The 26,285-nt window shown below is 36.7% G+C and carries 32 protein-coding genes; 10 read left to right on the top strand and 22 right to left on the bottom strand.

Translation table 11 applies throughout. The features are described from left to right. Nucleotides 1-116 precede the first annotated feature (116 nt). From QM738_RS06095 to QM738_RS06075, 5 genes are all read right to left on the bottom strand, one after another. On the bottom strand, nt 117-557 hold the full coding sequence (locus QM738_RS06095; protein WP_462275789.1) for a hypothetical protein: 441 nt from the start codon (nt 555-557) through the stop codon (nt 117-119). Nucleotides 558-900: 343 nt separating this feature from the next. Further along, nucleotides 901-1,374, bottom strand: coding sequence for a GIY-YIG nuclease family protein (locus tag QM738_RS06090; protein ID WP_462275788.1), 474 nt, complete (start codon nt 1,372-1,374; stop codon nt 901-903). A 20-nt stretch (nt 1,375-1,394) separates the two neighbouring features. After that, complete coding sequence (locus QM738_RS06085; RefSeq protein WP_462275787.1) at nt 1,395-2,198, bottom strand: ImmA/IrrE family metallo-endopeptidase; 804 nt, start codon at nt 2,196-2,198, stop codon at nt 1,395-1,397. Then, complete coding sequence (locus QM738_RS06080) at nt 2,167-2,517, bottom strand: hypothetical protein (RefSeq protein ID WP_462275786.1); 351 nt, start codon at nt 2,515-2,517, stop codon at nt 2,167-2,169. Before QM738_RS06080 ends, QM738_RS06085 begins: the two co-directional genes overlap by 32 nt. Then, nucleotides 2,504-3,190 carry an RNA polymerase sigma factor gene (locus tag QM738_RS06075; RefSeq protein ID WP_462275785.1) on the bottom strand — a complete coding sequence of 229 codons (687 nt, stop codon included), beginning with the start codon at nt 3,188-3,190 and terminating at the stop codon, nt 2,504-2,506. The genes QM738_RS06080 and QM738_RS06075 overlap by 14 nt, the downstream gene beginning before the upstream one ends. 267 nt (nt 3,191-3,457) lie before the next feature. Here QM738_RS06075 and QM738_RS06070 point away from each other — a divergent pair, with 267 nt between their 5' ends. Genes QM738_RS06070 through QM738_RS06060 form a run of 3 tightly spaced genes read left to right on the top strand, consistent with a single transcriptional unit; the run spans nt 3,458 to nt 6,912 of the window. Beyond that, a complete protein-coding gene (locus tag QM738_RS06070; RefSeq protein ID WP_462275784.1) occupies nt 3,458-4,675 on the top strand; it encodes a nucleotidyltransferase domain-containing protein in 1,218 nt (405 codons plus the stop codon). Continuing rightward, the gene (locus QM738_RS06065) at nt 4,668-5,090 is read left to right on the top strand and encodes a hypothetical protein (RefSeq protein ID WP_462275783.1); all 423 of its coding nucleotides are present in this window, start codon (nt 4,668-4,670) and stop codon (nt 5,088-5,090) included. Before QM738_RS06070 ends, QM738_RS06065 begins: the two co-directional genes overlap by 8 nt. Nucleotides 5,091-5,115: 25 nt before the next feature. Then, entirely contained in the window at nt 5,116-6,912 is a 1,797-nt protein-coding gene (locus tag QM738_RS06060) for an SAVED domain-containing protein (protein ID WP_462275782.1), read from the top strand. 115 nt (nt 6,913-7,027) lie between these two features. Here the strand turns inward: QM738_RS06060 and QM738_RS06055 are convergent, their stop codons facing one another. The 10 genes from QM738_RS06055 to QM738_RS06010 all read right to left on the bottom strand — a co-directional run bounded on the left by QM738_RS06055 (nt 7,028) and on the right by QM738_RS06010 (nt 13,535). Beyond that, nucleotides 7,028-7,504 carry a hypothetical protein gene (locus QM738_RS06055; protein WP_462275781.1) on the bottom strand — a complete coding sequence of 159 codons (477 nt, stop codon included), beginning with the start codon at nt 7,502-7,504 and terminating at the stop codon, nt 7,028-7,030. Nucleotides 7,505-7,592: 88 nt separating this feature from the next. Continuing rightward, nucleotides 7,593-7,820: a hypothetical protein gene (locus QM738_RS06050; protein ID WP_462275780.1), complete on the bottom strand. Its 228-nt coding sequence runs from the start codon at nt 7,818-7,820 to the stop codon at nt 7,593-7,595. A 12-nt stretch (nt 7,821-7,832) separates the two neighbouring features. Then, nucleotides 7,833-8,102: a helix-turn-helix domain-containing protein gene (locus QM738_RS06045; protein ID WP_462275779.1), complete on the bottom strand. Its 270-nt coding sequence runs from the start codon at nt 8,100-8,102 to the stop codon at nt 7,833-7,835. A 168-nt stretch (nt 8,103-8,270) separates the two neighbouring features. Next, on the bottom strand, nt 8,271-9,398 hold the full coding sequence (locus QM738_RS06040) for a relaxase/mobilization nuclease domain-containing protein (RefSeq protein WP_462275778.1): 1,128 nt from the start codon (nt 9,396-9,398) through the stop codon (nt 8,271-8,273). Nucleotides 9,399-9,400: 2 nt separating this feature from the next. After that, nucleotides 9,401-9,844 carry a hypothetical protein gene (locus QM738_RS06035; RefSeq protein ID WP_462275777.1) on the bottom strand — a complete coding sequence of 148 codons (444 nt, stop codon included), beginning with the start codon at nt 9,842-9,844 and terminating at the stop codon, nt 9,401-9,403. Continuing rightward, nucleotides 9,845-11,233 carry a type IV secretory system conjugative DNA transfer family protein gene (locus tag QM738_RS06030; protein WP_462275776.1) on the bottom strand — a complete coding sequence of 463 codons (1,389 nt, stop codon included), beginning with the start codon at nt 11,231-11,233 and terminating at the stop codon, nt 9,845-9,847. After that, the gene (locus QM738_RS06025; protein ID WP_462275775.1) at nt 11,230-11,388 is read right to left on the bottom strand and encodes a hypothetical protein; all 159 of its coding nucleotides are present in this window, start codon (nt 11,386-11,388) and stop codon (nt 11,230-11,232) included. The genes QM738_RS06030 and QM738_RS06025 overlap by 4 nt, the downstream gene beginning before the upstream one ends. After that, the gene (locus tag QM738_RS06020) at nt 11,385-12,131 is read right to left on the bottom strand and encodes a hypothetical protein (protein WP_462275774.1); all 747 of its coding nucleotides are present in this window, start codon (nt 12,129-12,131) and stop codon (nt 11,385-11,387) included. The genes QM738_RS06025 and QM738_RS06020 overlap by 4 nt, the downstream gene beginning before the upstream one ends. Next, the gene (locus QM738_RS06015; RefSeq protein WP_462275773.1) at nt 12,128-13,336 is read right to left on the bottom strand and encodes a hypothetical protein; all 1,209 of its coding nucleotides are present in this window, start codon (nt 13,334-13,336) and stop codon (nt 12,128-12,130) included. The genes QM738_RS06020 and QM738_RS06015 overlap by 4 nt, the downstream gene beginning before the upstream one ends. Further along, nucleotides 13,296-13,535: a hypothetical protein gene (locus QM738_RS06010; protein WP_462275772.1), complete on the bottom strand. Its 240-nt coding sequence runs from the start codon at nt 13,533-13,535 to the stop codon at nt 13,296-13,298. The genes QM738_RS06015 and QM738_RS06010 overlap by 41 nt, the downstream gene beginning before the upstream one ends. Before the next feature lie 305 nt (nt 13,536-13,840). On the opposite strand from QM738_RS06010, the gene QM738_RS06005 reads away from it, so the two are divergent. Continuing rightward, nucleotides 13,841-14,068, top strand: coding sequence for a hypothetical protein (locus tag QM738_RS06005; RefSeq protein ID WP_462275771.1), 228 nt, complete (start codon nt 13,841-13,843; stop codon nt 14,066-14,068). 53 nt (nt 14,069-14,121) lie between these two features. Further along, nucleotides 14,122-14,904, top strand: a complete 783-nt coding sequence (locus QM738_RS06000) for a hypothetical protein (protein WP_462275770.1) — start codon at nt 14,122-14,124, stop codon at nt 14,902-14,904. Between the two features lie 11 nt (nt 14,905-14,915). On the opposite strand, the gene QM738_RS05995 is transcribed toward QM738_RS06000, so the two are convergent. From QM738_RS05995 to QM738_RS05985, 3 genes are all read right to left on the bottom strand, one after another. Further along, nucleotides 14,916-15,242 (bottom strand): hypothetical protein, encoded by a 327-nt coding sequence (locus QM738_RS05995; RefSeq protein WP_462275769.1) that lies wholly within the window; start codon nt 15,240-15,242, stop codon nt 14,916-14,918. 119 nt (nt 15,243-15,361) lie between these two features. Continuing rightward, a complete protein-coding gene (locus QM738_RS05990; RefSeq protein WP_462275768.1) occupies nt 15,362-15,829 on the bottom strand; it encodes a hypothetical protein in 468 nt (155 codons plus the stop codon). Nucleotides 15,830-15,930: 101 nt separating this feature from the next. Next, nucleotides 15,931-16,110: a type II toxin-antitoxin system HicA family toxin gene (locus QM738_RS05985; protein ID WP_462275767.1), complete on the bottom strand. Its 180-nt coding sequence runs from the start codon at nt 16,108-16,110 to the stop codon at nt 15,931-15,933. Nucleotides 16,111-16,825: 715 nt separating this feature from the next. Here QM738_RS05985 and QM738_RS05980 point away from each other — a divergent pair. Next, nucleotides 16,826-17,884: a hypothetical protein gene (locus QM738_RS05980; protein WP_462275766.1), complete on the top strand. Its 1,059-nt coding sequence runs from the start codon at nt 16,826-16,828 to the stop codon at nt 17,882-17,884. A gap of 185 nt (nt 17,885-18,069) precedes the next feature. Here the strand turns inward: QM738_RS05980 and QM738_RS05975 are convergent, their stop codons facing one another. Continuing rightward, on the bottom strand, nt 18,070-18,780 hold the full coding sequence (locus QM738_RS05975) for a hypothetical protein (protein WP_462275765.1): 711 nt from the start codon (nt 18,778-18,780) through the stop codon (nt 18,070-18,072). A 149-nt stretch (nt 18,781-18,929) separates the two neighbouring features. Between QM738_RS05975 and QM738_RS05970 the strand changes: the two genes are divergently transcribed. Together QM738_RS05970 and QM738_RS05965 are read left to right on the top strand one after the other, a co-directional pair. Next, complete coding sequence (locus QM738_RS05970) at nt 18,930-19,151, top strand: helix-turn-helix domain-containing protein (protein WP_462275764.1); 222 nt, start codon at nt 18,930-18,932, stop codon at nt 19,149-19,151. 26 nt (nt 19,152-19,177) lie between these two features. Further along, nucleotides 19,178-19,477 (top strand): hypothetical protein, encoded by a 300-nt coding sequence (locus tag QM738_RS05965; RefSeq protein WP_462275763.1) that lies wholly within the window; start codon nt 19,178-19,180, stop codon nt 19,475-19,477. Here the strand turns inward: QM738_RS05965 and QM738_RS05960 are convergent. Continuing rightward, on the bottom strand, nt 19,466-20,776 hold the full coding sequence (locus QM738_RS05960) for a type IV secretory system conjugative DNA transfer family protein (RefSeq protein WP_462275762.1): 1,311 nt from the start codon (nt 20,774-20,776) through the stop codon (nt 19,466-19,468). The genes QM738_RS05965 and QM738_RS05960 overlap by 12 nt on opposite strands. A 119-nt stretch (nt 20,777-20,895) precedes the next feature. Here QM738_RS05960 and QM738_RS05955 point away from each other — a divergent pair, with 119 nt between their 5' ends. Both QM738_RS05955 and QM738_RS05950 read left to right on the top strand, forming a co-directional pair. Next, entirely contained in the window at nt 20,896-21,831 is a 936-nt protein-coding gene (locus QM738_RS05955; RefSeq protein ID WP_462275761.1) for a tyrosine-type recombinase/integrase, read from the top strand. 325 nt (nt 21,832-22,156) lie between these two features. Continuing rightward, nucleotides 22,157-23,050, top strand: coding sequence for a tyrosine-type recombinase/integrase (locus tag QM738_RS05950; RefSeq protein ID WP_462275760.1), 894 nt, complete (start codon nt 22,157-22,159; stop codon nt 23,048-23,050). A gap of 59 nt (nt 23,051-23,109) precedes the next feature. Here the strand turns inward: QM738_RS05950 and QM738_RS05945 are convergent, their stop codons facing one another. Further along, entirely contained in the window at nt 23,110-24,534 is a 1,425-nt protein-coding gene (locus tag QM738_RS05945) for a UvrD-helicase domain-containing protein (protein ID WP_462275759.1), read from the bottom strand. Nucleotides 24,535-24,596: 62 nt separating this feature from the next. Next, the gene (locus QM738_RS05940; RefSeq protein ID WP_462275758.1) at nt 24,597-26,237 is read right to left on the bottom strand and encodes an ATP-dependent nuclease; all 1,641 of its coding nucleotides are present in this window, start codon (nt 26,235-26,237) and stop codon (nt 24,597-24,599) included. Nucleotides 26,238-26,285: the final 48 nt, after the last annotated feature.

Below are 26,285 nucleotides of genomic sequence, written 5' to 3'. Positions count from 1 at the left end.
ACTGAAAGCCTTTTTTATTTTGGGTACAACATAGGTACAACAAACAGTATATATGGCGAGACTTGAAAAACTTGCAGTGAACATTTTCGCTGCGTTTTAGAAAATCTCCTTGAACCCTACAAACGGAAATTATCCGATACAACTAACCTTTCATATCCTCCATCAAGAAAAACTTGCTGGAAAATTTCCAGTTTAGTTTCTGGATGAAGCGTTGTATTGTTTTCCCTTTCCATGCTGATGATATACATTTTCCAATCGTCTAATGAAACGCTGTCCTGGTTATCGAATAATAACTTTGCGAGTTCCAGTTCCGGCTCGGAAGCTTTTATCAGTTCTGTCCATTTGTTAAATCCAACCATATCCGCAATGATATGCTGGGCGTTCATTAAGCTAAAATTTTCTTCGTCAATATCAAAGTAAAGTATGACTCCCTCAATATCAAAGTATTTTGGGTCGTACTCGTAATCACCAATTGCTGCATCCGGTGATTTCTTTTTTGTCTGAAAATCCCTGAAAAGGTTTTTTGCCTGGAGTTTGAAAAATTCAGTGTGGGTCATAATATAATCTTTTTATGTTACCCAGACTTCTTATCTAAATATTTTGCGTTCGTAATCTTTGATTAGATAAAAAGCCTGGAAAAAGGTTATATTATCTATTGGCTGATGAAATCTTTGCACGAACGAGCAGGCTTGCCAATAAGCACTTTGATATAAAGGTATAAAATGTACAGAATAAAACAATAGGTTGGTTAATTAAATTCAAGGTGTTACTCAATATTTGTATTTCAAATCCTTGCGTCCCACACCCTCATCACGAACAAAACGGAGTGATTATAACAAAAGAGTTATGATCATTTTTTTGGAACAAAACTGTGGGGATATGTCCCATACAATAAACTTATTATTCCAAATCATCGAGGGTTAATTTCAGTTTTCTTTTCTTCTCGGAGTTTAAAAGCGCCTTCTGGTATTTGTCGACCAAGTATGTTTCAATTTCAATTCTTCCGAAATTAACCTCAATAAAAGCCAGATGTAATTGTTCCTTAAAAAAGTTATCAAGTTTAATCTCGATATCTGCATCAAATTTTTTCTTTGTCTTCTCTACTCCATACCTTTTATTAGCGAATTGACGACGAAAAGTATGGTTAACAGTTCTGCAGATATCATTCATTCTTTCTCGTAGATTTCCTGTTTCTCCGATATAAATTAAATTATCCAGCCCTTCAAACAGGGCATAGATTCCTGGATAGTCCGGCACATGCTGATTTCTCCAAGTAGATGACAATTCAAATTTTATACGACTCTTCGAAAGAAGGTCCTTTTCAGCCGTCTTTAACACTTTGGTTAATTCGCTATTTTCAAGATTGTAATTCATGACGCTGTATCGTTAGACAATTAATCAAACCAGATTAGACTAATGACGAAACCGTAGCTATCAGAATAATAACATTGCTCATGCATTTGTGTACTTGCTGTCCATCCTGGGATAAACCAGCTATCAGGATCAACATCTTCAACACCGGTGTATTTAGCATTGCGCTTGGTAAAATATTCACCTGCTACAGTATTTGAAGGTAGTGGGTTTCCCGGTTTAAAGCGGTATGTCCATTTTGGAAATCCATTACTCCTTGCACGCCATCGCACAATATTATTCTCTGATACAACAACACAGATATCATGTGAGCCTATTTCGACAAACCTTAGTATAGTTGCAAGAATACTGGTTTGAAACTCTTTCGCAATGCCTATGATCGTATCAAATGAAAACTTCTTTGGTCGTGGAATTTTTCTAAAAAGTTTTTCCGGCATGAGAAGGCAGCTTGCAAAATAATCTGCTTCTTCTTCAACAATATCATTATGCTTAAAGTCGTGCAGTGATCCGTGTGGCGCCACATCACCTTTCATCAATGGTATTCGATGTTCGTCTATAATGAGATGGGCCAGTTCGTGTGCAAAACTGAAGCGACCGCGGGGACGATCAGGATTATTGCCTCTGTATGTGTTTAAGTGGATATGAAATTTTTCATCCTCGTCGTAAACCAGCAACCCATCAAAGCTATTATCATACTGATCAATATATACTTCTGCCTCTTCAGCGGCGGCTAATTTTCCCAAATCGGTTATATATCCAGATGAATAATCCTCCGCAATGAGACCCGCCAATTCATTAAGTGTTTTTTTCCTGAGATCCGTCAACATCTTTTTTTCTTTGATCCTGGTTCTTTTTTATTTTGTCTAAAATATTCTGAGGGAGATTTGAATCTCCTTTTCTTGCCGCCATTTTAAACCGCAATGCTTCTTTCTTTTCTTCTTCTGGCAACTGAATGATCTGAGCGTTGCCTTTTCTTCCCAATATTTTTTCAGGATCGATCCGGCTGCCTTCAAGATTGATTTCAACCTCACTATATAACTTTTCAAACCGCAGCAATTCCTTCAACGTTCGTGGAAATATGTAGCCCGTGGAAGCCATCCACTCCGTTATATTATCTGGGGTGATATGTGATTTATTTTGAGCCATAAATTTCTAGGTATTCATTTATTTTTTCGTAAGCCTGATTTTTGTAAACACGGATTGTCGATTGACTAAGACCCAGTTTCTCTTGCAACTGTTTCAGTAAATGTCGGGGCAAATAATGTTCACCCTTGTTAAGCTTGATCTCATAGGGCTTGTAAGTAAGATAGATAATCTTATGTGCAGGTGAAAGCCTTTCTAGTGCATGTTTGATAATTTCATCGATTCTTCTTAGCTCCGCCTTTTTTTCTTCTGGAAGCTCTTCTTCCGCCATATCAATAAACTCTTCAACATCTGGAAATTCCGTGATGATCTTTGCATCTTTAAAGGGATTTTTGAGGGCCGTTTCAAAATTGCTCAAACCTGTCTGAGCAATTTTATAAAGGTAAAGTTCGACACATCTATCACGGTCTCTCAGCTTACATATCTTAGGATTGTATTTTCTATATTTTAAAACCCGACCAAATACATATTCGGTTATTTGATCGCCGACAGTATAATCATAGCCCCTTTTCTCCGCGATAATCCTGCACATCCGTTGCACCCTGTCCCGAAACCTTAAGCAAAAGACAATAAAAGCATTGTCAGCCAGATCTTTATATTCTGGTTGATTACCCCATTTAATGAACTCAATAAGGTCTTCTGTTGGCTCATTCTCCAATTCTTCAATCGTCATCACACAAGCTGTTATTTATATACCTGAAGGCGTTATATCGGTTTCCATGTATTCAAAATGGGAGGTCATGCAATATTAATATGTTGACCCCTTTTTCAGTTCTTTAACCATTATCACACAAGCCCCATTTTATATACCTGAAAGCGTTATATCGGTTCCAAGTATTGCTATTGGAGGCCATCCAAGGTAGCGCCAATATATATAAAAATAATAACCGAACCTACAGTAGAAATACCTGAGGTTCATTTTAAAAATAAAAATTAAAGCACAATGTTATCCTTCGATCAAAACAAACAGTTCCATGAGATCCTGGAAGAACTCTCAAGAAACCTAGACATCACACCCGCTCAATATGAAGCGGCAGTAAAAAGTTATCAATTTGTCGGCGACTGGTTATCAAGACCCGAATCTCCGTTGGCTCCCTATCTCCCTGAAATCGAACCGCAGGGTTCTTTTCTTTTGGGGACTATGACAAGGCCTATTCACGAAGAAGATGATTTAGATGTAGACTTGGTTTGCCGCTTGACCGGCAAACGTGTTACATGGACCCAATACGACGTTAAAAAAATTGTAGGAGATCGGTTAAAGCAACACGATACTCTTAAAAGAATGTTGGATAAAGAAGGCAGAAGGTGTTGGACCCTCCTGCATCGTGATGAAGCAAGGTTCCATCTAGACATCCTTCCTGCCATTGTCAGTTCCGGCTACAAGCTCTTATTTGAACAAAAGTTATATGCAGACAACGTTCAAGATGTCGAAAAATTAGCCATCAGGATCACTGATAACACGATGGCGAATTACCGCACATCAACCGACCTAATTACCTGGCTGAAGAGTAATCCATTTGGTTACGCCCTGTGGTTTAAACTTCGTTGCCAGGTTGAGATGACCAGATTGCTATCATTAAATGAAGCCATTAAACCACTTCCGCCGCAAAAGCAGAAAAAGCTGCCGCTACAGACCATCGTTCAAATCCTGAAAAGGCACAGGGACGTCATGTTCAATGGCGAAGAGGATAAACCAATTTCAATCATCATCACAACGCTTGCTGCTAGAGCGTACAAACAACAAACGAATGTTATTCAGGGGCTGATTGATGTTATCAACACGATGGAGAACTTTATAGAGGAGCGTATAGATGCAAAGGGGCGCAAAATCAAATGGATTGGCAATCCGGTGAACACCGCTGAAAATTTCGCAGATAAGTGGCCTGATGCACCTAACAAGCAGGCGAACTTCTACAAATGGCTCACGAAGGTCAAGAGGGATCTCGCTTATATCACCACGCAGAAGGGTTACGACATTCAGTTAACTATGGCGGAGGTGTTCGGCAAACGTGATGTTAACAAAACCTTCTCAAATATCGCTGACGCTGTTCTCGCACAGCGCGAAAGTGGAACGATGAAGATGGCCGCAGGATCCGGCATCATCGGCTCTCTTGGCCGCACAATTATTGCACCTCACACAAACTTTGGAGCCAATGAATAGGATTTCCCTGCTTCACCAAGAGGGTGCATTAAAATCATATTTCCCCACATCAAGGGTCATCCGAAACGGCGAAAACGAACTGAAATGGGTTGGCGAATTAACGCCAACCCCTCTTAGTCGAACATACCGGGTGAGATTACACTACAAGCGTGGTGAGTTTATAAGGGTTTTTGTGATTGGTGAGAAATTAAAACTGGCTGAAGGAAAGGATAAATTACCGCATGTATACTCAACACCGTTGCAACAGCTCTGCCTTTACTATCCACCGAACAATGAATGGCACCCAGGTAAATTTTACGTCCATACGCTCATCCCTTGGGCAAGCGAATGGCTATTCCATTACGAAACTTGGGTGGCAACAGGTGAATGGCATGGTGGTGGGATTGAACACGATCAAGAACCGATGGTAGATTAATAATAAAAAATAAAATTGAATAACGATGAATAGTCAAAAGAAAATGCAGATCATTATTGCACATTATGGCCTCAACAGAAAGATAACACAAGACGAATGTGAAGCTGTCCTCGAAATGAAGGATGCTGAAAACATATTTGTAGACTTTGAAGCAGGGCAGGCAGAACTCGGTGAACTGTATGATCTGCCTTTCGAAAATATTGCGCTTATGCAGCAACGTAAGTTTGCCGAAATTTTAAAGCCGGTATTGGAAAAGCATCCAAACGCTCACATTGCCTACTTTGGGCTTGTCCCTATTTCCGTGGGATTTCATCTTGGTTACCTAGTTGGCAATACGCATACTTATACCATTTACCAATGGCATCATCAAAGGAACGAATGGTTTTATCAGATCGATCCACCCTCAACGGAGTTCAAATTTAAAATCACCCCACCTATACTGCCTACCGAAACGCAGAAGGGCAAGGGTGATGTCATTATCAGAATTTCGACATCATTCAACATAGATGCGCAATCAACATATCAGGCTGTCAGCAATCCAGCAAACGAATTTAACATCGCGTTAGCAGCGCCACATGTTGATTCATTGTTCAATCAGGATAACATCCAGGCCGTTGTCAAGGAGTTTCAAAATGTGTTGGACGCCTATGCTAATAAGCTGCCTAATCATGATCAAATACATCTTTTCATTTCATCATCTGCTGGCCTTCCCTTTGCTTTAGGAACAAGGATCAATACAAATATTTATCCCTATGTTCAAACCTACCAGTTTGACAGGAAACAAACACCGCCTCATCGTGAAGCAATTTTGGTGTCCAAAGAAGTAAGCGACCGTATCATCTTAACGGACGAGGATCGCAAAGTTGCAGATAAAATCAGAAGTAGCTGGGAAGATCAGTTGCAGGATAAAATCAAACCTTTTATCAAAACAGTTACCGGCATGAAACCTGAAAACTGGCTTCAAAGCATCTGCGAAAATTTAGAAGATTATAAAACCATAGAAAAACATCTCTGTTCTCCATGGAATAAGGTTACAGACCTTAACGGCACTTCCTTAAAGGATGATGCTATTGATCTTACAAAGACCAACGTCGACAATGGGTTTGAATACAATGAAAAAACAAATTCCTGGACACTGGACGATGGGTTCTTATCAGGTTTAAAAAAGAGGTTGGATAAGGATGCCAACACAGACCTGATGCAAGCAGGAAGACTATTTTTCTTTCATGAAGCTTTGCATTACAGCAAAAATGGTCACCGCCTGGTCAGAGAAACCGCAACAGGCATTGGACAGTTTCCGAAGGTTATTGAAGAAGCCGATTACCAAGCGGATGCCTGGGCGCTGTTAAATGAATATCGTTATTGCTGCGTGCATGAACCGCAGAAACTAAAAAATGGACTTAAACAATTTTTCTGCAATGCCATTGATACAGCGGTTGAAACCATGTGGAGCTTTGTGGATAATGGAGCAATTATTAATATGGTTCAGATACGCTCGATGAACAGGTTTCTAAACTGGTATTGGCAATGGATATGTATTGAGGACCTAGACGGCAAAGGAACGTTGGATGAAATTGTCTGCATCCTTTTTAATAAACCCGTCATCGAGTTTGCTGGTGCACCAATGGAATTGAGAGCGCACAGAACATATTTTAGACTGAACAGCAAAGATCAAGCGACGTACCAGTTAGCCGCATTCGTGAAAAACAAGGTGCATCGTTTTGCGCCAACAGCCATTCTCGATATTGTGGATGGATTCAGAAAGCTAAAAGGGCAAATGATCAAGGATGGCCTCAAAAGCTTTCAGGTAAATATAAACTAAACGAACAACTTTTAGTGCAATCCTCACCGATGATTTTGCATAGAGCAAAATCATCGTCATAGACATTGCTTTATTCTATTAGATTTATATTATTGGATTAAAAAATTAATCGCCTTTACTTTTTACGGGGCGAATGAATTAAAAGGCATAGGTCATCATCATAAATCTCACCAGTGCTTTCCATTCCAAACTTTTGAAGAATGTGAATCATGGACGGCTTTCTAGAAGTCGCAAAAAAATTCAAGTGATTTATATGCGGGAAGAATGCTTTAAACAAGCCCTGGCAAAATCCCTTTCTTTCGAATTTGCGGTTCGTTGCAATATATCCAAGTTCATATCTATAATTTAAAGCACCGTCAACTTTTGCCTTCCTGAAAACTTTATCGGTATATGAAGCCAAAGGATTTTTAAAAACAGCAGATGAAATAATTTCGTCGCCTGAAAGCATAAGGCCGACCAATTGTGATCGTGGCAAGCCTATCTCAACGTAATCCTTGTTTACTTCTTCACCTGCTGCAATGTGGTCAATAAGCTTTGACCTTTGAACAGATGAAAGTCCACTTGGTGGTATAATTAGAATTCGCTCACTCATTTTACAAAGCTACATTTAATGCATCATAGTCACTCTATCTAATACAGGTTGATGTTTTTGTTATTCAGTTCATCGTCTCTCCTAAAATTTATCTACTCCTATCATCAATATCATTATTATCTCTCAGTTTTTTTAGCTCAAAAAGTAAAGACTTCATCCTTTCTCTTTCAAACAGTTCTTTTCCAGCGAAAAAACCTTCAAGATAATTATTCTTAAAATGAAAGCTTTTACAAATAGTACTTAATAATACTGGTTTATACTGAGCTAATACATAGCCATTATTAAAAGCCTTTTGATATTCTTTTTCTGTGTCCATAATATTAAAGGTTTAAAAGGTATTTTGAGCATGCTTTTCTATATATTCATTTATAGAATCCAGATCATAAAGTATGATCTTTTTCTCTGGCTGGCTAAACCGTATCTTACCCTGATCGCGAAATTTTTGCAGGGTTGTCTTACTGGTAATACGGAGTTTATGCATGGCCTCCGTGTCCGAAATCCATTTGTCATGGGTTATGCCATTTTTCTCTTTTACTCGCTCTACAACCTCTTCCAGCAGCTTATAGAAGGCTTCATCCTGAAGACATATGACTTCCATATTTTTAATTTTTAGTTTTATTTAATTGAGCCTCCGGCGGCTTATTTTTTTCTTTGCAAGATTGCAATTCACCATGCCCAAATCATAAACGGCATGGTTAAAATTGCATCTTGACGGGGAATCCCCGTACCCCTAAACCGCATTTAACTACCTCTATAATTACATCTCTCACTTCGTTACTAATGCAATGGGTTTAATCAATTTTCCTATTGATCTTGTTATTGATGTATCTATATCATTAACAGCTACGTCTTCTTCAATTGTAGGCAACTGTTCATTAACCTCTCTTTCTAATTCTTCGTTAATGCAATCCTTTAAATGCTCGTTACTTGCCCTGTTCTCTCTTATGGAAAATAATTCATCAAGAGTTTTATTCTTACTATTTGTACCCTTAATTGTATCAGCTTCTGTTTTAATAATGTCTCGCCTGTCCTGTGTCCTGTTCCTGTCACGCAGTTGCTGCAAAAGTTGCAATGAATTATCTGGTATGCTCTGTTTTTGATCAAGTGCGTGTAATTTCTCGTCATCAAATCCTAAACGGCTAAAACGAAATTTCTTTTCATTAAATGTTACGCCTTGAACTCTTCCATTCCTTAGATATACACTATGGCCTGCTGTTTTCAGTTGCTCTAAAAAATGTTCCTTGGACTTTGAGCTTGCATAAATTTTTTCAAGACTTCCCAACAAAGCAAGCTTATCCGTTTGTCTATTCGCTTTTACCTGTTCAATGAGGTTTTCTTTGATTATCTTTTTGCCTTTACCGTGTTCTGGTAAAGAATGAATAAGTTCAGGATACTTCTCTTGCTGATATTTTTGCAATGCCAGCTTAATGGAATGGAATTTTTGTTTGCTGATCCTGCTTGAACGTCCATTAAGTTGCGTACCCGACACAATAAGATGCATGTGAATGTGATCAACACCTTCTTCATGTTTTGTGCCAAGATATAGGTTGTTACTTCCACGTAACTCGATAAATTTCTGTGCCAGGTCTTTTAACATTTCATCTGACACATAAGACTTATCCTTATTTGATATAGATAAAATGGTATGGAAAAGCTTTACCGAATTCTTACGCTTTACTAACCTGTACTTCTCATTTTCCTGGAATTCTTTTATAAAGTTTTTTAGTACCGTTTTCGAGCGAAGGTTGTGTCGTATAATAAATGAAGCCTGTTGCTCTTTTGGCTTTATTCTTTCTTGTGCAGCATCTTCCTGCTCTTTAAAGACATACCGCATTACATAATTTACCAGTTGCCCGGTGCTATCTGACTTACGCGAAAGGCTTTTTAAAATCATAACTATAGCTTTCGTGGTGCGAGGATCGCAAATGTTTTCTTTTCGATCTCTGCTACATCTTCCATCATTTTATGTCCAAGAGATTCTGGTAATATTTTTTTATCAATATAAGCTTGCAGGCTGTTGTAATGCGCATATAGTAATTCTCTTAATTTCCCGATTGCAACCGGATCAGCAATTTGCTTACCGGCAAGTGCGGTTCCTTTTATATATTGTGTTGGACTGGCGTGATACTTTTTAGCCTCGTTGATAACCTGCTTTGCTTCATCATAGTTAAGTAGGATTGTGTACGACTTGTTTTGATGGCGTTTATTTTTCCTCCATTCTCTTCTATAGTTTTTCCAATATTCGTCTTTAGCTCGTTGTATCAGATCACTATCTTCCGTATGGAGAACTCCTTTTTGTTCAAGGAAAGCATACAATAAGTTTATACTTTTTCTTTTCATCTAATCAAGAGGTATAATCGGTGGTTCATCAAATGGTATTTTCTTTATTGCTTGGTATGGTGTGATTTTAGTTCTGTTATTAAAAACAAAATGGTTATAGTATGGGTGCATCTTTTCTTTCAGTGGTAATTCTGCTCCTAAAAAAATGATTGCCTCCTTGCTCATTCTTATTGCAGGTGCCTCCATAAGATGTACCCTTTTCTCTATTCCTTTTTCATTAATTACAATCCGTTGTCCTAATGCTTCCTGTAATTGCAGGCTAGTACCCAACGGTTGACCCTGTAGGTATACTTTGCTGAATGAATTTGTTTTTATTGCATGTGCTTCTGCTGAACTATAGTTCATCTCCAACATACGTTCATCCTGTATCAAGCCCATGCAGCCGCAGCGGTATTTTCTACAGTTGCTATATACTATGCCTAAATTTTGGAAGCGCATTGTAACGAGTTCATCAAGCAGAAAGAAACATGCACATTCATTCTTGTCTGGTATTCGTGAAAGCATTTCCTGAAACAGTGATTCAAACAACAGCGCACTTATGGGCGCTAAGAAATTCACCTGGTTAACAGGGATACAAATAAATAATGCCGTTTTTTCCATTCGCATGCTTGGGATATTAATGGTATTAAAAGCAGTGCATCTTGCTACAGCAGGGTTTTTAAATATTTTAAGCGTGGCAATAGCTGTAGAGATAATGCTTTGTAGCGTTCTGTCGGGTGTTGCTACCAGCGCTTTATAACTACGTAATAATTTTTCATCGACCTTAACAAACAACTTATCTATTTTTTCTGGCTCTGCTGCAAAGGTTTCTATCATAGCAAGTACATTAGCCATCGAGTGATATTGCGGTTCAGCATAAAAAAGTAAGTACTGCATAAATGTTGAAAGCATCATTTCCCCCGCAGTAGACCAAAACTGATCTGATTTGGATTCTACATTAGAGTTTTTTACAAGTATTTGTGCTACCCGTTGTATATCATTTGGTGTTTTACAGGTTGATAATGGATTAAAGCCATCAGAGTTTTCTCCAAAATCAATACAGATAATTTTATACCCTTGGCTAGCAAGATATCCGCTGGTTAATTGAAAAATTTCACCTGATACGTCCATTATCGCTACTGAGTTATTTCCGCGTGAAAGTGTAAAAACAGAGCCTATTAGGACAGTACTTGTTTTTCCTGAACCAGATTGCCCAATGATTAAGGCATTTTTGTAGCTCACTTCTCTTGTAAGCGCTCGCATTCCACCTGTAATTGCAAACCCCATATTAAATGTCGATAAGTGATCTCCTGCGTTTCCAAACGCTGCGTTAAAACTATCTGTGTCTTCTTGCCTGACAGAAAATAGCCCTAACAAAATGATCCCCGCTATAATTATTGCATACATCATTTTCCTGCAAACTTTAAAATTTCATCGCCAATTTTATCAGCCACCCGGCTTATTAATTTAAAGCACCAGCCAAGAAAAAATAAAACAATTCGTAGCAATGCGCCGCTGATCTTTTGTACCCCTATCAACAGAACATTACCAAGTTGTTTAATCATAATTCAACAGGTTTATTTGTGGCCTGTATAATAACCGTAGCGCCACGTTTTTCTAGCATATTTTTATATAGCTGTACTATTAAATTAAAGCGCTGATCATCATCCCGGTCTTGGGGTAAGTAAGAAAACACCACTATAATTTTGTTTAGATTTTCGGGTAGCAGTCCTGTATGTTCAAAGATTCTTTCTATGGAATCTGCATTTGTAATTAAACGTTTCTTAATGCTGCTGTTAAATACACTTAGGATTGATGAATTTTCCTGCAGATTGCTAAACACCCATAATACTTTATGTATGCTTTGTTGTTGATTTAAGCGATTTAATTCTGTACTGATAATTTTAAAGCATTCGGAATGCTTTAGTGTTGCTGTAGTATCTTTTTTTGATACCGGTATTGCAAGTGTTTTTCTTATGGTATCCATAAATTTTAAAATAACCCTCTCGCGGTACATCGGCGCATTATCCTTGTTCTTTCTTTCGCCTGTAGCTGCATCCGGTAAGTATATATCTATAGCTGGTACAAGCATTTTATCTGTAATCTCGGTGTACCTGTAACTCGCTGCCTGGTCTTTATTATTAGCCAGATCAAACAGAGAAAGGGTTGCATTGGCATCAGGTAACAATGTATGGTAATCGGTAACATCACGAACAGTTGTACAGCTTACATAGTAGTCTTTATTTATAGAACTGTTTTTGCAAGAGGTTATTACAATAATATATAGTATCGACAGTATAACTTTCATTTTTTTTGCTTTAAGTGAGTAAATAAATTGTTGAAGTATAATTTAAACTCTTTGCTTATTGATTCACCAAAAAAGGGCGGGCAGGTATTATCAAGCCTGTGTTCAATATTTGAAGATTCATAATAATTTTGTATTTGCTGTGCAAGAGTAATCAATCGGCATTCATTCGAATATGCATATTCTTGTATTACCAATGCTTCTCCCGATGCAGCACTTACGTTCTCTTTAGCAATTTTGATCTTGTTATTAATTACATGGCTTTCCAGTTCAATTTTTTTGCCTTCTGCTACCTTTTCCTTATATAATTTTATCCTTGCTTTTTGCTCATCTGTTTGCCAGTGCTTTAACTCGAAAGCCAACGCAACTAAAAAAGAAATAAAGGATATTAATATAAAGGGTAAGCTGGAGAAGCTGGTAGTTTGATTGCCACTGCTGGTTAAATCAATTTGAGAATTGATAGTTACACTGCCACTATACAGACCGGCGCGCCATACTCCTAACCCGGCTGCAACTGCAAAGGCAAGCGTAATAACTACTGCAAACCTTTTTTTCCAGCTTTTTTTATTAACTGCTTTACTAATAAAATTTGCCCCGAGGTTTACACCGTAGGTACCAGTAAGGCCAATAACAAAAGATAAAAAGAACCTTACTATTAAAGGGAAACCTGCACTTTGTAAAATGGTATAAACCAATATCCCTTCGGCTAAGCCAAACAAAGCAGGTATTATGATCTTAAGTTTGGCAGCAATGTAATTGATACTTCCTCTCAATTCAGCCTGTTCGCTTTTTAAAGAAAGTAATTTTTTTTCTTTTGCATTTTTATCTTTTTCCAAAAGCAAAATATTCTCCGCTTCAGTAGTACGCATCTCTTTAGTGATAGCGATTGCGCTTACCGGCTTAAACAGGCTGTAATTAAAATCAATTGCTTTTTGAATAGCAGCTTTGATCGAACTTACTACCTGTATATTGTAATGACGGGCGCTGGTAGGCTTATTTGCCAGGCCATCTTGCCTCCCTGCAATACCTGCAAGGTCTAACTGTTCCCTTTCTAATTTTTTAAAAAAGGCTTCAAATTCAGGATTTACAAATACCTGTTGATGTTTTAAAAGTTTTGTCTCCATGTTTATTGTTTTAGTAAATAAATAATTTATGACCTTGCCAGTTCTAAAAAAAGATTCCCTTGTTGTCTCCATTTTTAAGTTCAATCAATATTAGGTCACGACCTTTTTTATAAAAATTTAGCTCTTCGTACTCATAAAACTTATCAGGCTCGGATAATGTGCGGTATCTGCCGCCTGGCGCGGATACATATAGTTGGCGGTAACCATTTCTTAGTGCTTCAGCCCTCTCATTTGTTAAAGGGCCTGTACACCACCAGTAATCTTGTTCTTGCATTGAGTTCATAAGTGTTTCTTTTTATAAGATGAGCAATTAGTTATAGTTGCAAGTCCATAAAACGCAAAAAGCCAGACCTACCTTTGGTAGCGCCTGGCTTGAATTGACACGTCAAAAAAACTATTTCCTAATGTAATTTCACCATCTGCCGTATGCTAAACTTTTGACGTGGCGTTGTCTGCTAAACTGGCGCCACAAAAAAAGCCTATCGCAGTAATGCGGTAGGCTTAATTTCTTAAGATCTTAAATGATAATCCGTAAATAAATTTCAAAATTGTTTCCATAAAATCGTTTATGGAAAACAAATAAGCGGCGTGGTTTTAAAATTTCTTCTTACATTTGATTTGTTCGGTAACCGCTTACTCGGTTTCCTTTTGGGAGCTACTGTGTCACCAGTAGCTCTTACTTTATTAATACGTTTATATACCGAAATTAGAGGTAAAAAATCGGTTGCTGCTGTAGTTGAGGATGTTTCTTTTTCTTGCAGTTTTCTTGCATTTGGTTTGCGTTTTATTTGCTTTGAATTTGCAAAAACTCTTTAAGTATTGATTTGTTAGTAGAGTATTTATTAATATATTAGAGAAAGTTTTGCTACATGCATTTTGATAAACAGGCACATATTAACGCTTCCAGGGGTAGATTATCTATAAGGCTTTGTAAGGCTATCGTTGTATTAAGAGAAAAGTATTCTGAGCCTCAAATACGGGAGATAGCAAGCACTAGTTTATCATTTCGTTTATCAAATGATTTATTTAGTAAAATGCAAGGCGCTCACTCTAATGAGGAATATAGAAAATCCGTTGCTGAGCCGAGATATTCTGAGGTATTAACTATTCTTGATGAAAGAATTTTGGAGGAATTTGGATTGGTGTGGGATGGTGAGGATTATGGAAAAATAGAGGCTACTATAAATGATCCGAGAATAGATGCCCTAATCGGAAGGTGGCAATGTTATTCTTGGGATTACAAAGCATCTAATAATCCAGAAAAAATAGAATATATCCATCATTTTAAGGTTGATATTATTTCCAGAAACAAAATCATTTGCAATACACAAAAGGGAGCATTTATTGGAACTAATATTATATCAATTAGTGATAATCGAGTTGCGGTAGAAATTTCAGAGATACGTAGAAAAGTTTTCTTTGTTATAGATATAGGAAATGGCAGTTTTGAATCCTTACTAAAGGAAACAATATTTTATGTGGTTTATGCTGATAGCGCAAGAGATATACCAAAAGCAGGTGTTGCCATATTCCAACGAAGTCAAGAAGAGTATAGTAACCTCATTGTCGGAAGTAAAGATGTTTCTTCAATGGAGCAAAAAGACTTCGTTAGGCAGTTAAGAGGAAAACAAGTAATGGCTGTGAGGGAATAATAAAATAAATATTATTCATCCCCACCATGATTGCCATATCCACCGTCATCATCTCCGTCGCAACAAAACATTGAAATAACTATACTGCCATCTTTTTTTCTATTCCAAGCTGTAGCAAGAGGTAATTTTTTGAAGTCGCTAATCTTTACCGTGTTTACCTGCAGAGACCTGTTTTGCTTATTGTGAGTCTCGAACAATGTTTCATTTTGGTTTATTTTAAAATGAGAATGTACGAGCTGAAGCCCAAATGTTCTGGAATTTTTATATTTACTCATTACTTCAAATACTTCTTCAAACATCTTTAGTTCTATATCTGAAAGTTGCAAAGACTGGTTCATTTTTAATTAATTTTAGACCAGTAAATCTAATACTCTTATTTCAGAAAATGTATAGAAAGTTTTATGTTGCTTTCTAAGTAAAAAGTAGATCTTATTTAATTAACGGGAAGATTATCTGACTATAATTCAATAGAAGTAAGTTCTTTTCCTAATTGATGCATAGCTGTTTCAATCTTTTTTACTTGCGCCGGTCTAGGTTTTTTTAACCCTGTAGCATAATGTTGAAACTGCTTTTGATTTATCCCTGTCATTCGTTCCAAGGCTGCATTAGTAAATATTTTTTTGTAGAAGTTTAAAAAACTTTCTACATCAAACTTAAATACTACTTCGTATTCGCCTTTAAGAATATCGGGTACATTAATATCCTCGTTATATTTTACTAATAACTCTAACCCTTTTAAGGCCGAGTCTTTCGCATCATCAACTGTATCACCTTGTCCATATATACCGGGTACATTCTGGGCATAAGAACTATACGAGTCATCACTTTTTTCTATGATGATTTTAATTTTTTTACTTTTTGTCGACTTTTTGCTATTTCCTGCTTTGTGTTGTGTGTTGTTGTTCATGTGTTTTATTCCTTTCATGTTTAGTGCTCCCTAAAACAGATGGACAATTTCGCATTCCCATCTGCTTTAGTAAGCGACCTGAGATATAATCCTTTTATATCTCGATTCTGGAAAAGGTGCTATTTAAGTCCCATTTCCTTTTTCATTTTCATTTCTAAACCCTTTCCAAGCTCTTTTGGCCCGTGAAAAGGAACGGGGTAACTCTTCCCGTTTTTCTCATAAATGTAATGGCTACCTTCTACCCTCAGTAACGTCCAGCCATTCTTTTTAACTAATCGATGAAACTCCGAACTTTTCATTTGTATCTAATTTTTGATCCATACTTTTATTCCCTCCTGATTTTTATTTGGTTAAGAAAAATTGTGAACCACAAAGGTAGTAAAAATGGTACCTTTTATCCAAATTTATTTTGTTAAAATTTTACTTTGGTACGTTAAAATCCGGTAAAAGAGCCTTCAGCCAAAGAAGCCAGGCAACCCGGCAAACTTGCCCGGTTGAGCGCTGAGCGAGCCGTTAAGCCACGGGAGTGAGGTACGAATGGACGTGGCTGCGAGTGCCACCGGCTGGGGCGGACAGGTTAATGACTGCAAGGAATGTGGACGCACAGTGAGGGGCTGTCATCAAGCATACCGAAGGTATATGCCAGGGTTTGTGACGACAGCCCTTAACGCAGCAGGTGGCCGCCGGCTCGCATAATAATATAGGTAGCGGATGAATGAAAAGATACTGCTGTTATGGTTTATGGTATGGGCAGTTTCTTTTCAGGCATAGTAGCTGCCCTTACAAAAGCATGCTGAGCTGCAAAGTTTATGACAAACTTGTATAAGCAACCCGAAGGGCAAAATAGGTCTTGTGATTCCTTCTAAGTATGTAAAGGATTTCACAAGTCCTGTTTTGGTTTGGCGGAGGCTTTGCCGAGGTATGGTTTTGAAAGTCCTATTTACCGGATTTTCTGTAAATACATTTTGCTCAAGTAAGATCAAAATTAATTGACCTTAGTTGTACCTTTCCTCTATGAATTCTGTGAATTTTCAGGAACTCCTTGACAAACTGCCTCCTGCGGACAGGCAAATAATGATTGACCATTTCGTTAATTACATTCTGGGAAAAAACGATGGCCAAACAGACATTGTTTTTAGGAGAACTGCAAAAATATCAACCCTTGCAACAGAGGAAGAAATGGTAAAAGAAATTGCGGCTGCTTTTGGTCAATCTGAAGATGATATCAGGAGTCAAAATGTTCCCCAAAAGTTAAGAGAAATTACGACAAAATACAAGAGTGCGGAAGCACTTACAACTGATTTTAAGAACTTTCTGACACAGAACAATGCGCGTAAAGATAAATTTGAAGAATTGTTTGATTTAGGAAATTTTTTGGTCGCCACTAACCTTAATTATAAAATTCAAATTCCAGATAAGATTGAAAGTGTTCCGGATTTTATTCTCTTAGATGAAGATAAAAAAATTGGTGTTGAGCATACTAGGATAATGGACAAAGAATCCAAATCTTTAATACAAGAAACAAAAAGTATTTTAAAGCGGGCTGAACATATTTTGCTTGCTAGGGATAACCAACGAAAGCAATTAATTAATATCAGTATTAGTTATTGGTTGATGAATACTGCAAATAAAAGTGTAGTAAACAATAGGTTTAGCATTGCTGAAAAAAATCAGCTTGCAATTACAATTGCTGATTACATCGAGAGTATTCTTTTAAACAAAGAAATTGTAAAGCCGTCATTTATAGATAATGTAAGTGTTTCTGATCGTTCCCTGCATCCTTTGTGTATTGAGATTAATGAGAATTATGTTGGTAAAACCGAATATGAAAGCTTGATTTTACCTGTACTTAGTGCTAAGGAAGAAAAATATGCGTCGTATTCAGAAGATAAAACGCTCACCGAACTATGGTTATTGGTTGTGCTTAATGGTGTAAGCGCACCTTCAAGCTATATACTTTCTAGTGATATATTAAACAATCCCTTTTCATCGCAATTTGATAAAATATTCTTCTTCGATGGGTTTTCACATGAGAGCTTTCTCTTCTATTCAAAAGAAAAAACTGCAACTTAATCTAATAATAAGAATTCTAATTATTGTAAAGGTGTTTTCGGCAGGGCGAAAAAAATTATTCGATTGCGTAGACGGTAAATTCAAATTAGTAGCAATCGAATAGTTTTTTTTGCAAGTCAAAGCCGCAATAAAAGACTTTCATATTAATATCTTTCCCTGCGGCTGCGACAGTCTCAAAAGCCAAATTATCTTTTCACAAATGTTTCCTCGGCTTCACCTGGATGTGGAACACCAGCACCATCAAATACAATGCTTGGCTGAAGAGTGCGTAATGTATCAATAGTTAATTTGGATAAAAAACGCCCTTGGCCTGCCCAGTATAATGAATCCGACAAAGAAAACTGTGCTGCTAATGAAGTTATAAGTGGATCACACAAATTTGCTCCCATATTGGTGGTTGCAATCCATGTATAAGGATTAAACGTTGTTGCGTCATCAAGGTAACAAGGGCTGAAAGTAAAAGTTGTCCATGTAGGATTACCAACCTGGTGACTTCTCGCCGAAATTTTATACCATGCTTTAGGGCCTTTACATAAATACTCAATCTGAGTTGACCAATTGTCCAATACTACAGAAATTGGGTCTGATAAAACACCTGCTGCGTTCTTTGACTGGAACACGAATGTTGTTTTACCCGTGAAAGATGCAATGTAAGTGCCGGAAGCAAGATTTTGCCATACTCCATTTATCGACACATTTGTTCCATCTGTATTGTATGCAATCTTAATTGGATCTCCTGAATACGCTATTGTTTTTTCTGGAGTGGCAGTTATAACTGGTTTTATAACTGCGGGTGGAGTAGAGCTGCCGCCTTCATCTTTAGGTTTTGAGCAGGAAAATAGCAACATAGAGGCCAAAGCGCTCATCACCCCCATGATGGTTAAAGTCTTTTTCATACATACATTTTTTGATTAAGAAGCTTAATGGGAATAAGATCAGACGGTCACTTGTTGTCTATGGGACAAACATAAGGAAAAAAACTATGTAAACCGATGCGTTTACAATAAATTTTTTAAAATACTCACCTTGTGCCAATAAAGTGGCAATGACTAAGGAAGTATTTCAAAAAAAGTTAGGTAAAAACATAGCCCGGTTACGGGAGGAGGCTGGTTTAAGCCAAACTGAATTAGCATTGCGCTGCGATAAAGACCGGCAAAGCCTGAACCGGTTAGAAAAAGGACGAATTAACCCCTCTGCATACTACCTGCTGCAGTTATCTGAAGAATTGGAGGTTCCAGTAAAAGAATTGCTTAATTTTAAGGACTAAATTCTTTTCACCATAAAACTATCATCATGGATATTAAATCCTGTTTAGCATTTTTGATGGCTTATTTGGGGCTGAAGTTTGTAGATAAGTTCGTTGAAGACAATATACCCAATCTTCATTATAAGAGAATTATAAAGACCTGGAACAATATTAAACTGCCTCTTTTTTTAACAGCCTATATTGGTTTTTTATACGTTATTGTAAAAGTATTGGGCAATAAACAAATGGAAAAGAACCTTAACAATGCTTTGTTAGTGGCTGCCCTGGCAATAATTGCTGATAAGGTAATTGGAAAAAATATAAAAGAAGTTTCATTACGAGAATAAAGAATTCTGTTCTTGCCCAAAAGGTTTGCTAAAGGCAATGCTGTTTACATTTATTGCTCTTTCTACATCTTCTTTTAAGGTACCAAATTGCTCTCTCGAATATTCAATAATCTCTTGTTTAAAGGACTGCCTAGTTGGTTGGATCGTATTAGTTGTAGCACTAAATGGTTTAGACGTTGCTCCGTCAATCATAAGTTTTAAATACATTGAATACCTGGGCAGATTAATTAAATCTTCTTCATTGAAAACAGGATATACTTCCTGTGCTAATTGTTTTGCATCTTCTGCACCTACTCTAAATATGATCATGGTACCTACATTCCCAAAGATAGCATACCGGATTTTTTCATTTACCTGCTCAACGTATTGGTGCGCCATAAACAAAGAGAGTTTATACTTTCGTGCTTCGGCTAAAATATCAGCAAAGGATAGTGATACGAAAGAGTGCATTTCATCAACATACAGATAAAACGGTTTACGGTGTTCTTCCTGTTGTGACGCCCGGGCTAATGCAGCCAATTGAATTGCATTTACCAGCATACTGCCAAGCAAGGTACTGGCATCTTCACCTAATTGCCCTTTGGATAAGTTGCAGATAAGTATTTTCTTGTTGTCCATAATTTGCTGTACCTGAAAACTGCTCTTGCTTTGTCCAATAACATTTCGCAGTTTCGTAATAGCTACAAATAATCCTGTTTTATTCAATATCGGACTAATTGCTTCCGATTTTAATTGAGGAGGATATTTATCAAACTCATTGTACCAAAATGATAACAGGTACTGATCAGGGCAATAGGATAATACCTTTCTTCTGAAATCATAATTAGTGAGCAACGGCTGAATATCTAATAACGTTGCTTCGGGATATGTACAAAGGGTAAGAAGAGTAAAACGCAAAATATATTCGAGGCGTGGCCCCCAGGAATCAATCCATATCTTTTTAAAAGTTGCTATTAACCCTGCAACAACCAAATGACATTGATCTTTGGGTATATTGTCTAACGGGTTAAATCCTATAACATATAATTCATCAGCAGGATTAAAATATAGTACATCCGTAAATCTTTCATCAGGTATATAATCCAATATCTTCTCCGCTATATCGCCGTGTGGATCAATTAAACAAATACCGTTACCCCGCTGAATGTCTGAGATAGCCATATTTAATAACAAGGTGCTTTTTCCTGTTCCTGTTTTTCCAATAACATAAATATGATTCAGCCGGTCCGCGTCTTTAATACCAAAAGGTTGTTCGTTGTTTCTAAAGTTTGTTTTACCAATAGGAGTTATATCAGGCATGCAGATACTGTACTGATTGAACTAGTATTTTGTAAGGAAGAAAAATTTGACCATTTGCTCTGCACGCAAATCTCCCTCCATTATATACAGACATTGCATTTGTAATACTGCTTGTCAGTATGAGAAAAACGATAAAACATCTTTTTGAAGAATTCATGTATGAATGTGAATTTGCAAGAAGAATAAAGCCAAAAACCCTGACCGCGTATTCCACTATTTTTAGCCTGTTTATGCGGATAAATCCCGATTGTTCGCTTGATACTATTACCCACCGACATGCAACAGTGTTCTTCAAAACGCTCCATGAACGAAAAAGAATTGTTGGAAAAGGTATTGTGAAGACAGGTGTTAAAAAGTCTACGGTGGCAACCTATTTTATCAAGTTAAATGTATTCTTCGACTGGCTTGCTGCAAGGAAATATATTCAAATAAACCCTCTTAGTGAGATGCGCTATCCATCACCACAATACGACAATAAAAAGTATTTACGTAAGGAAGACATAGAGAAACTTATAACTGGTATTCATTCACTGCATAACAATAATATTCTTGTATTAAAAAGAAATCTTGTTGTTTTTTATATCCTGCTTTTTTGTGGATTAAGGCGAGAAGAATTACTGTTATTACAACTCCGAGATATTGATTTTTCAAGAAAGATTTTAACAGTACGAGGTGGTATTTCAAAATCTAGCAACAGCAGAGATATTCCTCTTCATTCAACTTTGTTAATGCATCTAAAAGATTACCTGGACTCTCGCAGAAGTTATACAACCCCTTTCCTTATTGTTTCAAGTTCACGAGATCAAGGATTATCTGATTTCGGTTTAAAGCATTTTATCGACAATTTGAAAGAACAAGCAGGTGTTGAATTTCACATGCACCAGTTGCGACACACCTTTGCAGTAAACTTCCTTAAGTCAAGTAACAATGTAGTTAAATTAAAACAGCTAATGGGGCATAAAAATATCTCAATGACAGCAATCTATCTAAGATGTATGCCAACAACAGAATTTCGTGGCGACATTGAGAATATGAATATTGATAGCTTTATATAATAGGTATATACTTATTACAGGCCATCTTATTATTACATTAATAACATACTTTCTCATTTTTTCTCCTCTTTTTTATTCAAAAATAGAGAGGAGTAGTCCCAGATAATTGTAAGGATATATTTCCTTCAATTCCAAAATACCATTGTGTGATAACGCTTTTTTATTCATTATGAGTTAAAAAGGTCTATTTATTCCCTTTTAAGGAGACGGTCGCTGGTTCGAATCCAGCTAAGCGCACAAACAAAGGATATTTTAGAAAAACAAGCATTTGGGTGACTACCTCCGCTAGAGATTAGGCCCAGGGGAAATATGGAGTGATTTATCCGTGGAAATACAAATTATCGCAAAGGAGTTCTACGATTATTCAGTTTATTTTAAAGGATATTCCAAACAAACCATTAAACGATATAAGTATGTCATTGACTTGTATTGTAAATTAAGTGGGGTGCAATTTATTACCGATGTCTCAGTAGAAAATGTGCGTTCAATATTTTTTATAGGAAGAACTGAACGAAATTGGACAACTAATACTTCTGTTGTTCATCATAAATCGCTCTTGGTTTTTTTTAGATGGTGCAAGACTAAAGGCTATATGGAATTTAATCCCATTGAAAGTATAGACAGGCCACGTATTGAACAAAAACTTCCCAAAAAGCTTACAAAGCAAGATGCATTGCGTCTGCTCGAAATTGTTTACAATTACCCGTACACGAATAAGTTTTTACGGTACAGAAATCACGCAATATTCTCCACCTTTGTTTTTGCGGGATTGCGAAAAAATGAGCTTTTACATCTTAAGTATGCCGATGTAGACCTAGATAACATGACGTTATTTATCAATCAAGGAAAAGGAGCAAAGGACAGATTTGTACCTATTTCACAAACATTAGCTAAAAGCTTAAGATTCTACCTTGAAGAAAGAAGACGGTGCAATAAGTCATGCCCAGAGTTTTTTACTTCATTTGTACAAAACAAGGGCTTTACCGAAAATGGGCTAAAGCATTTTGTTGATATCATACAACCAATATTTGGAATGCCATTCACTGTACATAAGCTTAGGCACACATTCGCTACTCTTATGCTTGAGGGTGGGTGCGACATATATAGCTTGTCAAAAATGATGGGTCATAGTGATATTAAAGTAACAACCGTGTACCTATATGCAAGTGCAGAGCATTTGAGAAGTCAGATAGTTAAACATCCCATGAATGAATTTTGATTGTGCAACATATTGTGATCTGATTGAAGATTAGTTTATGAAGTTGATGAGTTAGTAAATTAATACTTAGGAGATAAAATGGCGGAAGTACTGAAAACAATTAGCCTTTTACTTGCTCTAGTTAACGCAACATATAAATTTTTGGGACACTCAAAGTCATGAGCATTTAAAATTACAACCGTTTCAAACTCCAGACCTTTTGTAAGCAGTGTTGTACCTATACAGCGACCAAATACTTTCTTCCCTATTTTTCGTACATGGTTTCGTGTTTCGATCATAGATTCTGAAACAGTGAGTGTGCTTGTAGACGATGCCCTAAGGGTACTACATAAAGAGCGCAATAATTCTTTTCTAAAACACCGAATACCTTTTATTTGATTTATAAATTCTAACAAATTGGCGTAATCCGAAAAATTATTTGATACTGTTGCATCCGCAAACATTTTCCGTAACGCATCAGATGTCGATTTCCATTCACCAGTACGCCTTTTAGCACCACTATTATTAAGCCATTTATTAACTTCTACTTTATTAAATAATGATAGTGAAACTTCATAAATCGCATTTCCAATAGTGCTAGAAGCAACATCATCAAATATTTTTGATAGTTTATAAAAGTCTTTATCGTCAATGGATTCAATGAGAATAATAGGAATTTTAAAAGACGCTATGATTTTTTTTCTGGGATGAATACTTGATGATTCGGGATGAATAATCAAAAGGTTTCGATTAGAAAGTAGTTTATTTAAAGATTTATAATATGGCAATGTTGGATTATATAAATCACTAGAAGAAGAAATCTTTATATACTCAACTGAAGGATATGCGGATAAATCAATTGGGTTTTTTAATTCAATATCTGCTCTAATCTTTTTTAGAGCATCCCCTAATGGTTCGTTTATGCCTTTCCACCTCCACGGTTCTTCTAACTTATGAGAATTAGATAGAAAACCACCCATTTGAGCGGCGTCTCCCAAATCAACCATTGGTATTGATCCTCCAAAATTAAAAATACCTTGTAACGGATCGCCAAGTATACGTGTGGGTAAAAGTTTTGCTAAAACCTGAATTAGCTCATGTTGCTTTATCGTGCAATCCTGATATTCATCGACAAATAATCCTGTGTATGTGGTTTTAATCGAATGACTAATAATAGGTGAAGCTATAATTGATTTAGCTTTTTCTAGAATGAAAGAATAATAGATATCAGTATTATCTCGATCTGGCACACTTGCTTTTTTGCAATATGCTTGAACATACTTTTGTGCGTAACCTGCAATTGTTTCAACATGGTATTTTTGGGGACTTAATTTATTCTTTTTAATCTTTTCATTTATGGAAGCTACTCCTGCATGAGTATGTGTTAGAATTAATTGCTTCCCTTCTGTATGTAAAAGACATTCGGTAATAGAGTGAGTTTTACCGTGGCCGGCCGGAGCAATGAGCATGCTTTTATCTACCGATATAAACTGCTTATGATTCATTGTCTATCCAATCAGATAAGTCTGTTAAAAGTTTCTTTATAGGGTTTTCTGTAGCGAGTTCATCAAAGTGTTCGAATATGATATTGCCGAGTCTTTAGAGCTTTATCTTGGCGTTTGAACCATTCTTTATCTTTCTTTGTAGAGGCTTTTGCAATAGCTAAACGAAGCGGTTCGGTATCGGTAGCACCAGCCAGATTACCTGGACACCCACTACCAAATGATGAGGTGACTGATGCCCACATATTTGTTTTGTATTGATCAACTGTTGAAGTATGATCTTCTTCATTTTTAATCAGAGCAGCTAATTCAAAAACTTCTAATATTAATGGAAATGGGAGGTATTTAAAAATTGCCATTTCAAACGAATCTGTATCTGGCCAATCAAATATTTTAACACCGGCGATTCTTAAAGATGGTTTTTTTGAGTGTGGAATAGGAGCGTCTGAATCACAAAACAGTGCTGTTGGAAACCCTGCATTCAAAAATCCTTGTGCATATTCTATCATTGCGTCACCACCACCATCAGCAGTACGCACACCACGAAATGTGGCATTTGGCAATCCTTTTTTAACACGGTAATTATTAAGAGCGCGGCATACGCCAAGTTCAGTTGCTCCTTCTCCGATTAATACTTTTTTGGCAAAAAACGCCTCGGGATTTCTTCTAACTGAACCCTGTATCGCTGGCGATAAATTAAAGAGTTCCTTTGATGTTTTCCGAGCTATATAAATATCTTTAGCTTCTACTTCTACTAATACATCTCGCGAGTGTGTTGTTATGAATATTTGACCATGATTATGTTCTTTAAGTATATGAATTAGATTTTGAACCCTATCTGCTTCTAAGCCTTGTTCAATCTCATCAATTAAGACAATTCCGCCAACTTCGGCTATAGATGCTTGGATAGACATGGAAATAATACGCTTTGAGCCTTTCCCTTTTAACCGAAAGGGTATTAATTGATCGTGTAATCCTACCTTTCCATCTTTGATTACGATGTCTCTAAAATCGATAGTAGTTTTAACTTTAGAGATATCAATCCCGAATTGAGCTGCACTTGCTTTTACCTTTGCAATAACCGAATCAAATTTGTTAAATTCACTCGCATCAATTTTTGTTTTTGCTTCACGCAAAGCATTGATCATTGCATCGTCATTTTCTTCCTCATCTGATTCTTGTTTTAATAATGAGTATAATGGGCTTCCTTTAGTCCAAGAGAAATGCCGCTCTGCATAGTCGGCTACTAAAAATGCATTAAGCTTTGATCTATCATTTGCGGATATTTTCTTTATCCCAATCTCACGCTCCGTAATAACATTCCACTGTGGCTCTAAATCTTTATGTACTTCTAATCTTATTGTGATTGCTGATTTTTCAGCTTCTTCAATTTCTTCCGTTATCTTACCCGTTGCGTCTATACCCCGTAAATACATTCCAAACTTTTCTTCTTCTATAAGACCATCTGGAAGATCTGTTATTGTTGCTTCAATTACAATCGGAGTAGAAATATCACAATTATGAAAATCATTGTCAAAGAATTGAGTACTCCAATTTGTTGAAAGTACCATTGCAATTGCGTCTAGAATCGTGGATTTCCCTGAATCACCCCTTCCAATTAAACAGATAAAATCACTTTTGAAATGCTGTTCAAAATCTCTAATGCCGCGGAAATTTTTGATTACAAGAGAATGAATATGTGGCATATGTTAATGATGGTTCATTGAAGGTAAGAATTTCGTCTAATATTTTTG

The sequence above is a fragment of the Ferruginibacter sp. genome, assembly GCF_049840995.1.
Taxonomy (GTDB): Bacteria; Bacteroidota; Bacteroidia; order Chitinophagales; family Chitinophagaceae; genus Ferruginibacter.
The sequence above is the reverse complement of the archived record's forward strand: the minus strand, read 5'-3'. Positions and strand labels throughout refer to the sequence as shown.

Excerpts from the sequence above, each read along its gene's own strand:
- QM738_RS05985 (WP_462275767.1), bottom strand. The coding sequence starts at position 16,110 with ATGAAAAGTTCGGAGTTTCATCGATTAGTTAAAAAGAATGGCTGGACG.
- QM738_RS06030 (WP_462275776.1), bottom strand. The coding sequence starts at position 11,233 with ATGATGTATGCAATAATTATAGCGGGGATCATTTTGTTAGGGCTATTT.
- QM738_RS05995 (WP_462275769.1), bottom strand. The coding sequence starts at position 15,242 with ATGAACCAGTCTTTGCAACTTTCAGATATAGAACTAAAGATGTTTGAA.
- QM738_RS06080 (WP_462275786.1), bottom strand. The coding sequence starts at position 2,517 with ATGGCTCAAAATAAATCACATATCACCCCAGATAATATAACGGAGTGG.
- QM738_RS05970 (WP_462275764.1), top strand. The coding sequence starts at position 18,930 with ATGACTAAGGAAGTATTTCAAAAAAAGTTAGGTAAAAACATAGCCCGG.
- QM738_RS06090 (WP_462275788.1), bottom strand. The coding sequence starts at position 1,374 with ATGAATTACAATCTTGAAAATAGCGAATTAACCAAAGTGTTAAAGACG.
- QM738_RS06060 (WP_462275782.1), top strand. The coding sequence starts at position 5,116 with ATGAATAGTCAAAAGAAAATGCAGATCATTATTGCACATTATGGCCTC.
- QM738_RS06000 (WP_462275770.1), top strand. The coding sequence starts at position 14,122 with ATGCATTTTGATAAACAGGCACATATTAACGCTTCCAGGGGTAGATTA.
- QM738_RS05945 (WP_462275759.1), bottom strand. The coding sequence starts at position 24,534 with ATGAATCATAAGCAGTTTATATCGGTAGATAAAAGCATGCTCATTGCT.
- QM738_RS06025 (WP_462275775.1), bottom strand. The coding sequence starts at position 11,388 with ATGATTAAACAACTTGGTAATGTTCTGTTGATAGGGGTACAAAAGATC.
- QM738_RS06085 (WP_462275787.1), bottom strand. The coding sequence starts at position 2,198 with ATGTTGACGGATCTCAGGAAAAAAACACTTAATGAATTGGCGGGTCTC.
- QM738_RS06095 (WP_462275789.1), bottom strand. The coding sequence starts at position 557 with ATGACCCACACTGAATTTTTCAAACTCCAGGCAAAAAACCTTTTCAGG.
- QM738_RS05955 (WP_462275761.1), top strand. The coding sequence starts at position 20,896 with ATGAGAAAAACGATAAAACATCTTTTTGAAGAATTCATGTATGAATGT.
- QM738_RS06040 (WP_462275778.1), bottom strand. The coding sequence starts at position 9,398 with ATGATTTTAAAAAGCCTTTCGCGTAAGTCAGATAGCACCGGGCAACTG.
- QM738_RS06010 (WP_462275772.1), bottom strand. The coding sequence starts at position 13,535 with ATGAACTCAATGCAAGAACAAGATTACTGGTGGTGTACAGGCCCTTTA.
- QM738_RS06045 (WP_462275779.1), bottom strand. The coding sequence starts at position 8,102 with ATGGAAGTCATATGTCTTCAGGATGAAGCCTTCTATAAGCTGCTGGAA.
- QM738_RS06065 (WP_462275783.1), top strand. The coding sequence starts at position 4,668 with ATGAATAGGATTTCCCTGCTTCACCAAGAGGGTGCATTAAAATCATAT.
- QM738_RS05965 (WP_462275763.1), top strand. The coding sequence starts at position 19,178 with ATGGATATTAAATCCTGTTTAGCATTTTTGATGGCTTATTTGGGGCTG.
- QM738_RS06035 (WP_462275777.1), bottom strand. The coding sequence starts at position 9,844 with ATGAAAAGAAAAAGTATAAACTTATTGTATGCTTTCCTTGAACAAAAA.
- QM738_RS05980 (WP_462275766.1), top strand. The coding sequence starts at position 16,826 with ATGAATTCTGTGAATTTTCAGGAACTCCTTGACAAACTGCCTCCTGCG.
- QM738_RS06020 (WP_462275774.1), bottom strand. The coding sequence starts at position 12,131 with ATGAAAGTTATACTGTCGATACTATATATTATTGTAATAACCTCTTGC.
- QM738_RS05990 (WP_462275768.1), bottom strand. The coding sequence starts at position 15,829 with ATGAAAGGAATAAAACACATGAACAACAACACACAACACAAAGCAGGA.
- QM738_RS06070 (WP_462275784.1), top strand. The coding sequence starts at position 3,458 with ATGTTATCCTTCGATCAAAACAAACAGTTCCATGAGATCCTGGAAGAA.
- QM738_RS05975 (WP_462275765.1), bottom strand. The coding sequence starts at position 18,780 with ATGAAAAAGACTTTAACCATCATGGGGGTGATGAGCGCTTTGGCCTCT.
- QM738_RS05960 (WP_462275762.1), bottom strand. The coding sequence starts at position 20,776 with ATGCCTGATATAACTCCTATTGGTAAAACAAACTTTAGAAACAACGAA.
- QM738_RS05940 (WP_462275758.1), bottom strand. The coding sequence starts at position 26,237 with ATGCCACATATTCATTCTCTTGTAATCAAAAATTTCCGCGGCATTAGA.
- QM738_RS06050 (WP_462275780.1), bottom strand. The coding sequence starts at position 7,820 with ATGGACACAGAAAAAGAATATCAAAAGGCTTTTAATAATGGCTATGTA.
- QM738_RS06055 (WP_462275781.1), bottom strand. The coding sequence starts at position 7,504 with ATGAGTGAGCGAATTCTAATTATACCACCAAGTGGACTTTCATCTGTT.